The organism is Pseudocalidococcus azoricus BACA0444 (assembly GCF_031729055.1).
In the GTDB taxonomy this organism is placed as follows: domain Bacteria; phylum Cyanobacteriota; class Cyanobacteriia; order Thermosynechococcales; family Thermosynechococcaceae; genus Pseudocalidococcus; species Pseudocalidococcus azoricus.
This window is the reverse complement of the sequence record NZ_JAVMIP010000005.1, coordinates 113705-127753: the sequence shown is the minus strand read 5'-3', so window position 1 is coordinate 127753 and position 14049 is coordinate 113705. Positions and strand designations below refer to the sequence as shown.

Genomic DNA, 14049 nt, shown 5'->3' with positions numbered 1-14049 from the left:
AGAATAGTAGTTAGCGGAGACACATGTTTCCGTTCACTCCTCACACCACACCCCGCCTGGACTTCGGTTTAGGCGGTTTCCTTTTTTATCGGTTCAAAAATGACCTGGGAAAACTAACTGGCCTGGGACTTGGCTGTATTGAAGCACTCCTGAGGGTAGATGTTCCCCATGGGACTGATGGTGGTCGGAAACCGCAATAAAATGTAACACCCAACGGCTCAGAAACACCGAGTCACCCGGTCTGGAGCTATAGAACAGTGTGATAGGATAGACAACGAAAGGGACAGAGAAAGAATAGTCGCTTTTTTGTTTTGCTCGTTTGGATTTTGCCCTATGTCCTCAGCCGTTTCAGTTACAGATGCCACCTTTAAAGACGAAGTTCTCGATAGTGAAGTACCTGTACTTGTGGACTTCTGGGCACCTTGGTGTGGGCCATGCCGGATGGTGGCTCCTGTTGTCGAAGAAATTGCCAATGAGTATGACGGCAAAGTAAAAGTCGTCAAAGTTAATACCGATGAAAATTCTGCAGTTGCTTCTCAATATGGGATTCGCAGCATTCCAACCTTGATGATTTTTAAGGGGGGTCAGAAAGTTGACTTGTTAGTTGGGGCTGTTCCCAAAACTAAAATTGAAGCCACATTGGATCAGTTCCTCTAGGGAACAATAAAGACTAAAAGTCTGAGGCTCGGATACGCCACCTGATAAAATGAAGGTTCGCTCCCACCAGGCCACCCCATGAGTCCAACATCCAAGGCCCTTGCCACGCTTCAGCAAGACTTTGAACAACTCATTCAACGACTCGATCAAGTCACAAATGGCGACTTAATTCAGCAAATTTTAGCCGTTCTTTTGCGCCTAACGGAAGCGGATTTAGATCGATTAGATTGGAAAGTGATTCGTTCCTCTTTACGAGACATGGAACGAGCCTTGCAAGTCTTTGCACCCTATCGCCATACCCGCAAGATTTCTATTTTTGGTTCGGCCAGAACAAACTCAACGGCTCCAGAATATCAAATGGCCCATGATTTTGCTCACCAGGCCACAGAACGGGGCTTTATGATTATGACGGGGGCCGGGCCAGGGATTATGGAAGCGGGTAATAAAGGTGCCGGGCCTGGACATTCCTTTGGCTTGAATATTGAGTTACCCTTTGAACCCGGTGCTAACAGCTTTATTGAGGGTGATCCCCGCCTCATTCATTTTAAATATTTCTTCACCCGTAAGCTCTTTTTGCTCAAGGAAAGCGATGCCGTTGCCGTTTTTCCGGGCGGCTTTGGGACGCTCGATGAGGCCTTTGAATGTCTCACCCTCTGCCAAACGGGTAAATCTCCCCCTATCCCTTTGGTTTTAGTCGATAGGCCGGGTGGTACCTATTGGCAAAATTGGCATGATTATATTCAACGGGAGCTTAAAGGCAATGGTTTAATCAGTGATGAAGATGATCAGCTTTATACAATTACCGATAGCGTTGAGCAAGCTTTAACTAATCTGGGTAATTTCTATCGAGTTTATCATTCGTGCCGCTATGTCAATGAATATCTCATCTTGCGTTTGAATCAAGAGCTAACCGATGGGCAAATTGCGGCATTAAATCAAGACTTTGCTGATATTTTAGACAGTGGTACGATTGAAAAAACAACCGCATCCCTCCAAGAACTCCGAGACGAGCAACCAGATCATCGTCCTAACTTTATTCATACGGCCCATTTACCCCGGCTGAAACTCCACTTTAATCAGCGAGACTTTGGCCGTCTCTATCAACTCATTCTGCGCTTAAACCAAATGGGGGCAGGCGATGCCGCAAGTCACCCTGAACGGAAATAGCTTTTTTGATACCATGCAGTTTTCTTGCCTTTTACCAACCCCTTAGTCACTCTCTATGATTGAACGTTATACCTTGGCCCCGATGGGCGAAATTTGGACTGATGCTTACAAGTTAAAAACTTGGCTCCAAGTTGAAATCGCCGCCTGTGAAGCGCAAGCCGAGTTAGGGTTAATTCCTGCCGATGCCGTTGAAACCATCAAAGCCAAAGCCAACTTTGAGCCGCAGCGAGTCTTAGAAATTGAAGCTGAAGTTAAACATGATGTCATTGCCTTTCTGACAAACGTGAACGAGTATGTTGGCGATGCAGGGCGTTATATTCACTTGGGCATGACCAGTTCCGATGTCTTAGATACCGGATTAGCCCTACAACTGGTTGCCAGTCTGGCGATTCTTTCTACCCAACTGGAACACCTGATTCAAGCGGTTCGGACCCAGGCCCAGTCACATCGCTACACAATCATGGTGGGTCGCAGTCATGGCATCCACGCCGAACCCATTACCTTGGGGTTTAAGTTAGCCGGGTGGTTAGCGGAACTGTTACGAAATCGCCAACGCCTGTGTCAGTTACATCAAACCATTGCTGTCGGGAAAATTTCGGGGGCCGTAGGAACCTATGCCAACATTAGTCCCCAAGTTGAGGCTCTCACCTGTCAAAAATTGGGACTGCAACCGGATCCAGCTTCAACCCAAGTGATTTCTCGGGATCGTCATGCTGAATATGCCCAGGTTTTAGCGTTGTTGGGAGCCAGTCTAGAGCGGTTTGCGGTGGAAATTCGCAATCTCCAACGGACAGATGTGCTTGAAGTTGAGGAATATTTCTCTAAGGGACAAAAAGGCTCCTCGGCCATGCCCCATAAACGCAATCCGATTCGCTCGGAACGCCTGACTGGCCTGGCGCGGTTATTGCGGGGAAATGCGATGGTGGCCTTAGAAAATGTCGCCCTTTGGCATGAACGGGATATTTCCCATAGTGCGGCGGAACGGGTGATTTTGCCCGACAGTTCCATTACGGCTCATTTTATGTTGGTGGAAGCGACAGAACTCATCCGCACATTGCAGGTTTACCCGGAAAATATGTCCCGGAATATGAACTTATATGGTGGGGTTATTTTCAGTCAGCGGGTGTTGTTAGCCCTCGTGGAAAGAGGCTTAACTCGTGAATCAGCCTATGCCTTAGTTCAACGCCATGCCCACCAGGCCTGGAATCAAGAAGGTGGTAATTTTCGCGACTCCCTAGCCACTGATCCAGAAATCAGTCAACATCTTTCAGCCAAGGAACTCGCCGATTGCTTTGATCCGAAACAACATCTGAGTAATTTAGAGGAAGTTTATCAGCGGTTGGGGATTTAAGAGACTCTATTTCTCTGCGGTATCAATCAGACCAGCCATATCCGTTAGGGAGAGCAAGTAACTATTTATTCTGCTTTATCCTGAATGTAGGGTCATTTAGGTCTTTCGGGCGATCAAGTTGTGATCCTGAATGATGCTAAGTTTCAACCCCAGGCCTGGTAATCATCGCCTCAAGTCAATCTATATCAATGGTGAAAGCTATGCTCGCCTCCAGTTCTGAATCTTTAACCTACTTACTAGATGCTACGTCTGCTGTCCTACACCATGTCAGTTGGGAGACCTTTGAAAAATTAATTGAAGAAACAGGAGAAGATCGCAAAGCTCGGTTTTATTACCTAGATGGTGACTTAGAAATTACCGCACCACGGATTTTACCTCATGTCAGTTGGGAGACCTTTGAAAAATTAATTGAAGAGACAGGAGAAGATCGCAAAGCTCGGTTTTATTACCTGGATGGTGACTTAGAAATTATGCCCCCTTTAGCAGTTCATGAAGGCAGTAAATGCTTTTTAAGTTCCTTGATTAGAACTCTCTGTGATGAACTGAAAATTAATATTCGAGAACTTGGTTCAATGTTCTTAAAAACTGACAATATGAGTAGGGGATGTGAGCCTGATTCCTGTTACTACATTCAACATGAGCCAGTTATTCGCGGTAAAGTGAATGTTGATTTACGGGCGGGAGATCCACCCCCGGACTTGATCTTAGAAGTTGATGCCACTAGTTCTTCCTTACCCCGCTTGCCTATCTATGCCAGTTTAGGGATTCCTGAAGTTTGGCGATACGATGGAAAGACGTTGCAGTATTATCTCCTGGAACAAGGCTCCTACTATCACAGGGTTACAAGTCTGATATTTCCCCAAATCCCAGCTCCTGTTTTCGTTGAATTTTTGCAAAAGCGTCTAGAAATTGGTGAAACGCAAACACTACAAGAGTTTCGGGCCTGGGTAAAACGTAATTCTTAATCTGATTCCAACTAAAAAAATAATTTTATGACTGTTGAAACTACCCAATTAAGTGAACCTGAAATTACCCAAATCCTCCAAAAACTCCGCCGCAAAGAAGGGAACTGGCTGGATTGGGCGAGTGCTTGTCAACAATTGCAAAAATCAGGCCTCTCACCCCAGGCCATTTTTGAAGCTACAGGCTTTGAACCGATTCATCAAAATCAAATCATTACAGCCATTCAAGTTTTTAAGAGTCTTGAAGCTGGGCCAGCTAACAGTCAAACCCTAGCTCATTTCCAACAACGGGCCAGTGATTGTCTTTACGAACTACGGATTTTGAATCAACAGGAGCGGGTTTGGGGGGCGGAGTTAATTCAGGATCGGGGCCTGGACTCTGATGGGGCCCATGAGATCGCCAATGCCCTCAAAAACGCCGGCCGGATCACGATTCCAGAATCCTTTGGCCAAACTGGGGGAGATCGGGTGGCCGCTTATTACTGGAATTTAGCTCGCCAACAGGTTGATTTAGTAGAGCGGTCTCGCCTGATTGCCCAAGGTCTCAGTTATGCCCAGGCCAACCCAGCCCGCAAAGCCTTGGAAGCCCTCCTCCTGAGCACCACCGTTCCCACTGCCAAAACGGCCCCCCGTCTGCCGTTTTATCGTCTGGAATCTGAAGAAGAAATGCCTCGGATTGTCCCTCTGGTTGGGCAACTGCCCCTTACCTCCCAGGCCCTAGCTCAAGTGCCTCAATTTACGGAAACAGGTGCCTTTGCAACTCTCAAATCAACCCAGGCCGGAGCCTTTGTCCCGATCCCAGGGTGGCAGGTCATTCGCCAAGCTATAGAACCGATGGCAATTTTATCGAAAACTACCAATCTTCCCAATGTCCCAGCGGATCAGCCCTGCGAAGAGGTTTTAGTCATTGTGGATCGGGGCCAGCGGGCCTGGGATCCCGAACGCTATGTTTTAGTGATGGAGGGTGAAGATATCCGCTTGGCCTGGTTAGGGACAGAAGCAGAGGTGGAAATTTTGGGGCAGGTCATCCTCGTTTTACGACCGAAGCGAATTTTGGATGAAACCGCAACCTTTAATTCCTGGCTCATTGATGAGTAACTGTTTCTGGCTTGCTCCACTCTTAGTTGCCTGGCTTAAGATTGGGAAGATTATTGGAACATCGGTTGCCTGCTTCTGCGTCTGGAGTAACCATCAAGACTGATTTGATTTGTTTTGTTGGGTTACACAGGGGGGGCTAGACCACTAGAAACGTTTAGAAGTCCTGGAGATAATGCCTCGCCAACTTTTCCTTGATTTATCCTTTGTCCAGCCATCAATGGGTCATGCTCTCAAATGACATCCCCGCCTTTAGTGAGTTCAAGCATTTCCTACCAAGTTGGCGGAAGCTTACCCAATTCTGCTCGTACCTATGTGCAACGGGCGGCGGATATGGCCCTCTTTGATGGACTCATGGGCGGGGAATTTTGTTATGTCCTCAATGCCCGCCAGATGGGAAAGTCTAGTTTGCGGGTTCAGGTGATGCAACGGTTACAAGCCGCGGGGGTGGCCTGTGCAGCCGTAGATATTACCAAGATTGGCAGCCAAAACATCAATAGTGATCAGTGGTACGCCAGCTTGATTGGGGCCTTGGTGCAGGGGTTTGGCCTGGGAGAGCAGTTTCAACTGCGGGCCTGGTGGCGAGAACGCGCCTATCTAGGGCCGGTGCAACGTCTAGGGGATTTTGTTGAAACCGTCTTATTGGATCTGATTTCGACCCCACTGGTCATTTTTATTGATGAAATTGATAGCCTCCTGAGTTTACCCTTCGCCACCGATGACTTCTTTACCTGGATGCGGGCCTGTTATAACCAACGGGTGGATAATCCAGCCTTTAATCGCCTCACCTTTGCGCTGATGGGGGTGACAACTCCTGCCAATTTAATTCAAGATAAGCAACGGACTCCCTTTAATATTGGGCGCGCCATTCCCCTAGAGGGTTTAGCATTACCGGCAGCGGCCCCCTTAGCCCAAGGCTTGGCCGATCTCAGTCCGAACCCAGAAACCGTACTCCAGGCCATCTTAGATTGGACGGGGGGGCAACCCTTTCTGACCCAAAAACTCTGCCGCCTGGCCCAACAGCACCTTTTAGACCCCATTCCCCCAGGCCAGGAGACCGCCACCATTAACCAACTCGTCCAGGCCAGAGTCTTAACCGATTGGGAACACCATGATGAACCAGAACACTTAAAAACCATTCGCAACCGGATTTTGGCCAATGAACAACGGGCCAGCCGCATTTTAGGCCTGTATCAACACCTGCTCCAGACCGGGACAATTCCTGCCGATGACAGTAGTGAACAGATTGAATTGCGGTTAACCGGCCTAGTGGCTTACGACCAGGGGCAGTTACGGGTCTTTAATCCAATTTATGCCCAGGTGTTTGACTTGGCCTGGGTGGAGTTTCAACTGGGGCAATTACGGCCCTATGGGGTATTACTCCAGGCCTGGGTCGAGTCCAACTGTAGCGATACCTCGCGGCTATTGCGGGGAGAAAGCCTCAAAGAAGCCTTAAGTTGGGCCAGTGACAAAAGTTTAAGTGACCAAGACTATCAATTCTTAGCCGCTTCCCAAGATTGGCAACAACAGGAAACCCAACGCACCCTGATTATTGAACGTCAAGAAAAAGAAGCCATGGCCCAGGCCAATCGCATCCTGAGTCAAGCCAGCCAACAGGCCCGCCGCCTTGGGCAATTATCATTAGCTGGTTTAGGGTTAGTGTCGGTGATTGCGATTGTAGTCGGTACAGGCCTGGTGCGCACCAGCCAAGAACTCCAAAGCTCCCAAGCCAGTTTGGGCCTTGAACAGGACAGTATCAATATCCTCAATCAATTTCCCTCCCAACCCTTACCCTCGCTGGTGGCGGCAATCGAAAATGGCCGGGAACTATTGCGGATTGTTGGCCCACAGCCCCTGAGTCAATACCCAACCACGCGCCCGATCCTAACCCTGAATACGATCCTCAGCCGCATCCTGGCCCGCAACCAATGGAACATTGCCAAACCCTTAGTTGGTAGCAGCCTCACCCAAGATGGACAAGTGCTGACGGTGCTCACAGACGGCCAGGTTCAACGTTGGAATATCCAAGGGGAGAAATTAGCCCAGGCCCAACTGTCCACCCAACCCCTCGTGGGAATGCGGTTTAATCCTGAAGGTGAGCAACTGGCCCTCTTTACCCAGGCCGGCACGGGTGAAGTTTGGAATCTAGCCGGTCAGCCGCAAAAATTATTTACATTGGGCAACTTGGCAACAGGCCTGGCGAGCTTTAAGTTCAGTCCAACCCAAACCACCTTAGCGGGCCTAACCAATCAAGGTGAAGTCCTAGTTTGGGCCGCAAATGGCCGCCTCCAGTCACGCTTTTTTGCCCAGGCCCCCAAAGGATTCAGCCTTGCCTACGCTCCCAATGGGCAAACCCTCGTCACCACGGGCAATGATGGCTTTATTCGGCTTTGGACGTTATCGGGGCAGTTGGTGGGGGCCTGGCAGGCGGGCCTGGGTCAAGCCGTAATCCAAAAAAGTGTCATCTTTATTAACCACAAAAAAATTGCCACAGTTGGAGAGGATGGGATTCTCCGGCTTTGGACGACCCAAGGCCAGCAAATTAACCAGTGGCGGGTCAGTTTAACCCCAGCTTATTTAGTCGGAGCCAGTCCCTCTGGGGAAACATTATTGACTCTGAGTGAAGATAATATAATTCGTCTCTGGACTGTAAATGGCTTACTCCAACATGAGCTATCGGGCCATGAACGGTTTGTCACCAGTGTGGATTTCAATCAGCGAACGAAAACACTCCTGAGTAGCGATCCCAGTGGTCGGCTGTTCCTGTGGGATTTTCAACCCCGAGATAAGCTCTGGAGCGCAGGTCAGGCCAGTGTGTGGCACGTTAACTTTTCTCCCCAAGGAGATCACCTGGCCACTGCGGGGAAAGATGGCAGCCTTAAGCTTTGGCAACTGAATGGGCAACTCAGCCAACGGATCCAGGCCAGCTCGCAGGGAATGAATACCGTGGAATTTAGCCCTGATGGCCAGAGCCTCGCCTTTGGGGGTGATGATGGTACGGTTGGAATTTGGCCCCTCCAGCAGCACCCCAATTCTGTTCTATCCCTGCAACCGCCTGGGCCAGCCATCTATGCCGTTGACTTTAGTGGGGATGGCCAGTATTTGGCGGCGGCGGGGAAAACCGGGGAGATTCTGGTTTGGTCAGGCCCGTTCACAGCAACCGCTGATCAATTCCCAGCTTGGCCACCTCAGTCTGCTCGTAAGTTCCACGGCCATACTGGGGCAATTTGGGGGTTACGCTTCTTACCTCCAACTCCAGGGGCCGAAAACTCCCCCACTTCAACCGTAGTCAGTACAGGTCAAGATGGTTGGGTGCGCTTTTGGAATGTGAAGACTGGCAAGTTAATCCGCGAGTTCAACCCCCAGCAAGGTTGGCTGACCAGCTTAAATATTACCCCCGATGGCAAAACCGTGATTGTGGCTGGGGAAGGCGGAATCATTGGCCTGTGGGAACTGAACGGTCGTAAAATCCGTCAATTTAGGGGTCACATGAGTAGTATTCTCAGCTTAGGATTGAGTCAAGATGGCGAAATGATTGTCAGTGCGGGGCAGGATGGCATTGTCAGTGTTTGGGCCTTGAGTGGTCAACCCATTGCGACTGTGAATGACCAGGCCGGTATTTCCTATACCCTCGATGTCAGTCCGGCCGCCTCCCAACACCTAGCGGTTGCCGGCCAAAATGACCAAGTTTATCTAATGCCTCTTTATTCCCTCCCTGACTTGATCCAGCAAGGATGCCATTGGTTAAATGACTTTCGAGTTACTCATCTCACTGCCCAAGCTGCTTGCCCTGCGCCTCCCAACAGACACTAAAAATGATGTTTTCCCCTACCTTCTCCCCAGTTAACCCTTCTTCAGAGGTCTCTACCATGCCCTATGTAATTGCGATTGTTGTCAGTCTCGTTTGCCTCAGCCTGGCCTGGGGATTTGGCCGCGCCACCTCAATGTCTTCCCTTGAACAGATCAACCGGACAACTTCGACCCTGATGGCCGATTCTCCACCTCCAGAAGATCAAGGTACACCCGGCCGCCGTTCTTAGACTTGAGAAATTTTAGGCGTTCCGGCGACCCATTGGGATTGATTAAATCTTCCTAGAAAATTCTTATCGGTTTGGGGTAGGTTTTGGAGGATAATTGGTTTCCAGACCTCGAACTTGAACCTTAACTATGCATTTATTAATTCCGGCAGCCGGCCTGGGTAAACGCATGGGCAGTCACCGGAATAAGCTCCTACTGGAGGTGCTGGGTCGGCCGCTCTTGGCCTGGACATTGACAGCAATTAGAGCGACACCTGCTATTTCCTGGTTAGGAATCATTGGCCAACCTGGAGATTTTCCGGACTGGCAGGTGCTACTGGCGGAATTTGATTTCCCGTACCCGACTGTTCTCATTCCGGGGGGAAAGACCCGCCAAGAGTCAGTTTATAATGGCCTACAAGCTCTCCCGGATGATGCGACTCAGGTTCTGATCCACGATGGAGCTAGATGCTTGGCCACACCTGATTTATTCCAGCGTTGCGCCCAGGCCCTTGAGAACTGCTCTGGATTTGTGGCGGCAATTCCGGTTAAAGACACCATTAAGATTGTTAACTCGACAAACATTGTCACCGCAACCCCCAATCGGGACTTTCTCTGGGCCGCCCAAACGCCTCAGGGGTTCTGGGTTCAGGAATTAAAAGACTGCCATCAAAAAGGACGAGACCTGGGCCTGGAGGTTACGGATGATGCCGCCCTCTTTGAAAAATTTGATTTACCTGTTCAGATCGTCATGGGCGAGGAAACCAACCTGAAGATCACAACTCCGGCCGATCTCGCCCTGGCTGAACAGATTCTCAAGGGCCGCTTCAATCCTTAAGCTTCAATCCTTAATTCAACAATTCCCGCACATCTGTCACCTGCCCCGTCACCGCCGCGGCCACGACCATCGCTGGACTCATCAATAATGTCCGTCCTGAAGCCGATCCCTGCCGACCCTTGAAATTACGGTTAGAAGAGGAAGCACTGATTTGACTGCCTTGGAGTTTATCGGGATTCATGGCTAAACACATGGAACAGCCAGGTTCGCGCCATTCAAATCCAGCGGCGGTAAAAATTTGATCCAGGCCCTCTGCCTCGGCCGCTTCCTTCACCCGCTCTGAACCTGGGACGACAAAGGCTTTAATCCCTGGGGCAACCTGACGGCCTTGGGCAATTTTGGCTGCTTCCCGAAGATCACTAATCCGCCCATTGGTGCAACTGCCAATAAAGCAAACATCAACTTTTGTCCCTTGGATCGGTTGACCGGGTTCTAGTTGCATATAGGTATAGGCTTCTTGAGCGAGGGCTTTTTCCGAATCGGGTAAATACTTAGGCTCCGGGATCGGCTCATTGACCCCAATTCCTTGGCCGGGAGTAATGCCCCAGGTGACAGTCGGTGGAATCTCAGCCGCATCAAAGACCACCCCATCGTCATAGACCGCATCGGGGTCACTTGCTAAACTCTGCCACCAGGCCACGGCTTGCTCCCAGGCCTCACCTTTTGGCGCCTGATCTCGACCCTGAAGATAATCAAATGTGACTTGATCGGGATTAACGTAACCACAGCGGGCCCCGCCTTCAATGGCCATATTGCACACCGTCATCCGCTCTTCCATTGTCATCTGGGCAAAGGTTGAACCCGCAAATTCGTAGGCATAGCCCACCCCACCCTTGACTCCAAGCTTACGGATAATGTGCAAAATTACATCCTTGGCATAGACACCCGGACGAAGACTGCCATTGACCTCAATCTTGCGGACTTTGAGCTTGGCCAAGGCTAGGGTTTGCGAAGCAAGAACATCACGAACTTGACTCGTCCCAATTCCAAAGGCAATCGCCCCAAACGCCCCGTGGGTAGAAGTATGGCTATCCCCGCAAGCAATGGTCATCCCCGGTTGAGTTAAGCCTTGCTCTGGGGCAATGACATGGACAATCCCTTGATTCCCCGAACCAATGCCATAGAAACGAATATTGTAATCCTGGCAGTTTTTCTCAAGGGCCTGGAGCATTTCTTCGGCTAAGGAGTCGGCTAGGGGGCGGGCCTGGTTATCGGTGGGGACAATGTGATCCACAGTGGCGACTGTGCGGTTGGGGAATAGGACTGGTAACTTCCGCTCCCGAATCATGGCAAAGGCCTGGGGACTGGTGACTTCGTGGATTAAATGCAAGCCAATAAAAAGCTGAGTTTGCCCAGAGGGAAGGGTGCTAACGGTATGTAAATCCCAAACCTTGTCGAAAAGTGTGCCGCGACTCATGGCGTTATTGCTGTGGGGTGAAGATTAAGTATCCTAAGCTACTAATTATAACCGCTGGGCTAAAATTCCTGGGCCTGGGCTAAATTTTGCTAAAAGTGCCTATGCTTTGGGAAGAGTTCCTTGCTGCCTGTTGCCTTTTATCGCTGCCCCTTTCTGACGATCTATGACTGGCTCAATCTCACCCTATGCCTTAACAGGGCCAACGCTCTATCCCTGGTCAGTTGGGCCGGATGTGGTGGAGTTACAGGAATTACTCAAGGCCCACGGGTTTACCCTCAAGGTGGATGGGGATTTTGGCAGTCGCACCGAAGAAGCACTAAAGCGTTATCAGCGGAAATTTGGCCTACGGATTGATGGCGTGGCGGGGCCAGAAACGTGGTTTTCCCTCAAGGATAAAGTCCCCCTGGGAGAGCGGATCCTACGCCAAGGCTTAACCGGCCGGGATGTCTATCAATTACAAACCTTACTCCAGGTGAACGGCTATCGGGTCGAACGCCAGGGGATTTTTGATGCAAAGACCAAGGAAGCGGTGGCCGAGTTTCAGCGCAAACATAAGTTAGATATCACCGGGGTTGTGGAGCGGCTGACCTGGGCATTATTATGCAATCGAGCAAAATAAGCTTAGCCGATGTGATCATGTTTTCCCGCAGGGGTGTAATTCTCCCTCAGGGGCCTGGGGTAAAATTGACCTAGATTCCTGATTTAAGCAAGTTTATTCAAAATTTTCAGCTTATAGGGTTATACCCACTGTGTGAAGGGAAAAGCAGCCTAACCGAGGTTTCCCGATTTATTGCTGTCTGGCTTGATCAGGGTGATCCTATAGATTTTCTTTTTTGTCCTGTTTATTGAGGTTGGTATGCCAGAAACGGTTACACCCAGTCAGCTTTCGCCGGAGCAAGTTGGGATATGGTTACGGGGGCTCCTCAGCGTGGCCTGGGCCGATGGGCATTTTGACCCGGAAGAAAAAGACCTGATTGCCAATCTGATGCAGGAGCAAATTACCCCCGGCCTGGATTTAGATCACGTTCAACCCTTGACTCCCACAGAACTGAAAACCGCCTTAGGAGCCGATGGTAGTCTGGCGGAAAATTTTTTGCGTACCGCCGTCATGGTTGGGTTAGCCAATGGCGTGTATTCCCAGGCCGAGGATGATGTGGTTCAAACCTACTGCCAGGCCCTCGGCTTAAAAATCCCGGCCCTCGAAAATCTCCGCCTTACTCTTGATGGTCAGCACGAAGACCTTATTTCCCAAGATGGCATTCACCCCCTAGATCCGATGCGGCATTGGCTAGATGGGATGCAAGTTCATGATCCGAAAGTGGCCAAATTCCTCTGTCGGCTGATTCCGCCCCAATGTCCTTTTGAACGAGATATAAAACTCTTTGGTCGCAAAATTGTCCATATCCCACCCCTGTGCAAACTTAATCCTCTCTATGACCAATTAGTGGGGCTGCGGTTTCGGGCCTTGAGTTATCTGGCGGATGAGTGTCAAGAGGATATCACCCCCTACTGCTAAACTAACGGGAGAAAAGAGGAACGAGAACATAGTAGATCGCCGCACAAAAGACGTTAACTCACTTCTCGCTTCCCAATCCTTCTATAAATACATGACACAAACGATTGCACAACTGTTCGTTAATGGCCTGGCCCTGGGTTCGATTATTGCTTTAGCGGCCATTGGTCTTAGCTTGACCTTTGGAATTTTACGCCTACCGAACTTTGCCCACGGTGACTTTATGACCTTGGGAGCTTATTTCATTTTGGTCGCTAACGGAGCCGGATTATCCATTTGGCCAGCCATTGGGATTGGGGCAGCTTTAACAGCTTTAGGGATGGTGATCTGCGAAAAACTAATTTGGGCCCCGATGCGAACCCGACGGGCTACATCCACAACCCTGGTAATTATTTCCATCGGCCTGTCTCTGTTTATTCGCAATGGGGTGATTCTGATTTGGGGTGGGGAAAATAAATCCCTCCGACTGCCGATTGTCCCAGCCATTGATCTCGGTGGCATTAAAGTTGTCTATTACAACCTAATTGTCATGGGCCTGGCAGTCTTAGCAATTATTGGCATTCACCTATTATTGCAACGCACCAAAGTTGGCAAGGCAATGCGGGCTGTGGCGGATGATCTAGATCTAGCTCGGGTGACCGGAATTGATGTGGAGCGAGTTGTCCTCTGGACTTGGGGGATTACGGGGGTGCTAACAGGGGTCAGTGGGGGTCTCTATGGCCTGATTACGGCAATTCGTCCCAATATGGGCTGGTTTTTAATCTTGCCGATGTTTGCAGCCGTGATTCTCGGTGGCATTGGCAACCCCTATGGCGCAATTGCGGGGGCCTTAATTATTGGGGTTGCTCAGGAATTGAGTACATTGTTTATCCCGACTGAGTATAAGTTAGCCGTAGCTCTAGTTTTAATGATGTTAGTCCTGCTTGTCCGCCCCCAAGGGTTATTTCGCGGCACATTATAAGACTGGATCTTAGGTGATTATTTTGAGCCGGCTAGTATTGCCGATTAAGAAATAAAAATAGGCAAGCCCAAA

13 protein-coding genes are annotated in these 14049 nt (G+C 49.8%); 12 read left to right on the top strand and 1 reads right to left on the bottom strand.

Annotation, left to right across the window (positions count from 1 at the left end; all coding sequences use genetic code 11):
* Positions 1 to 23 precede the first annotated feature (23 nt).
* The 9 genes from RIF25_RS07625 (at position 24) to ispD (ending at position 10086) form a co-directional block, all read left to right on the top strand.
* Positions 24 to 200 (top strand): hypothetical protein, encoded by a 177-nt coding sequence (locus tag RIF25_RS07625; RefSeq protein ID WP_322877953.1) that lies wholly within the window; start codon positions 24 to 26, stop codon positions 198 to 200.
* 133 nt (positions 201 to 333) lie between these two features.
* Positions 334 to 657: a thioredoxin gene (trxA, locus tag RIF25_RS07620; RefSeq protein ID WP_015124274.1), complete on the top strand. Its 324-nt coding sequence runs from the start codon at positions 334 to 336 to the stop codon at positions 655 to 657.
* Between the two features lie 78 nt (positions 658 to 735).
* On the top strand, positions 736 to 1824 hold the full coding sequence (locus RIF25_RS07615) for an LOG family protein (RefSeq protein ID WP_322877952.1): 1089 nt from the start codon (positions 736 to 738) through the stop codon (positions 1822 to 1824).
* A 55-nt stretch (positions 1825 to 1879) separates the two neighbouring features.
* A complete protein-coding gene (gene purB / locus RIF25_RS07610) occupies positions 1880 to 3175 on the top strand; it encodes an adenylosuccinate lyase (RefSeq protein ID WP_322877951.1) in 1296 nt (431 codons plus the stop codon).
* Between the two features lie 200 nt (positions 3176 to 3375).
* A complete protein-coding gene (locus tag RIF25_RS07605; protein ID WP_322877950.1) occupies positions 3376 to 4140 on the top strand; it encodes a Uma2 family endonuclease in 765 nt (254 codons plus the stop codon).
* A gap of 27 nt (positions 4141 to 4167) precedes the next feature.
* On the top strand, positions 4168 to 5235 hold the full coding sequence (locus tag RIF25_RS07600) for a RuBisCO accumulation factor 1 (RefSeq protein ID WP_322877949.1): 1068 nt from the start codon (positions 4168 to 4170) through the stop codon (positions 5233 to 5235).
* A 234-nt stretch (positions 5236 to 5469) separates the two neighbouring features.
* A complete protein-coding gene (locus tag RIF25_RS07595; RefSeq protein WP_322877948.1) occupies positions 5470 to 9045 on the top strand; it encodes an AAA-like domain-containing protein in 3576 nt (1191 codons plus the stop codon).
* Positions 9046 to 9101: 56 nt separating this feature from the next.
* Positions 9102 to 9272 carry a hypothetical protein gene (locus RIF25_RS07590; RefSeq protein WP_322877947.1) on the top strand — a complete coding sequence of 57 codons (171 nt, stop codon included), beginning with the start codon at positions 9102 to 9104 and terminating at the stop codon, positions 9270 to 9272.
* Between the two features lie 127 nt (positions 9273 to 9399).
* Positions 9400 to 10086: a 2-C-methyl-D-erythritol 4-phosphate cytidylyltransferase gene (gene ispD, locus RIF25_RS07585; protein ID WP_322877946.1), complete on the top strand. Its 687-nt coding sequence runs from the start codon at positions 9400 to 9402 to the stop codon at positions 10084 to 10086.
* A 10-nt stretch (positions 10087 to 10096) separates the two neighbouring features.
* Here ispD and leuC read toward each other — a convergent pair whose 3' ends face one another.
* Positions 10097 to 11503, bottom strand: coding sequence for a 3-isopropylmalate dehydratase large subunit (gene leuC, locus RIF25_RS07580; protein ID WP_322877945.1), 1407 nt, complete (start codon positions 11501 to 11503; stop codon positions 10097 to 10099).
* A gap of 163 nt (positions 11504 to 11666) precedes the next feature.
* Between leuC and RIF25_RS07575 the strand changes: the two genes are divergently transcribed.
* The 3 genes from RIF25_RS07575 (at position 11667) to RIF25_RS07565 (ending at position 13977) form a co-directional block, all read left to right on the top strand.
* Positions 11667 to 12122 (top strand): peptidoglycan-binding domain-containing protein, encoded by a 456-nt coding sequence (locus tag RIF25_RS07575; protein WP_322877944.1) that lies wholly within the window; start codon positions 11667 to 11669, stop codon positions 12120 to 12122.
* Positions 12123 to 12359: 237 nt separating this feature from the next.
* On the top strand, positions 12360 to 13019 hold the full coding sequence (locus RIF25_RS07570; protein ID WP_322877943.1) for a Mo-dependent nitrogenase C-terminal domain-containing protein: 660 nt from the start codon (positions 12360 to 12362) through the stop codon (positions 13017 to 13019).
* 91 nt (positions 13020 to 13110) lie between these two features.
* On the top strand, positions 13111 to 13977 hold the full coding sequence (locus tag RIF25_RS07565) for a branched-chain amino acid ABC transporter permease (RefSeq protein ID WP_322877942.1): 867 nt from the start codon (positions 13111 to 13113) through the stop codon (positions 13975 to 13977).
* Positions 13978 to 14049: the final 72 nt, after the last annotated feature.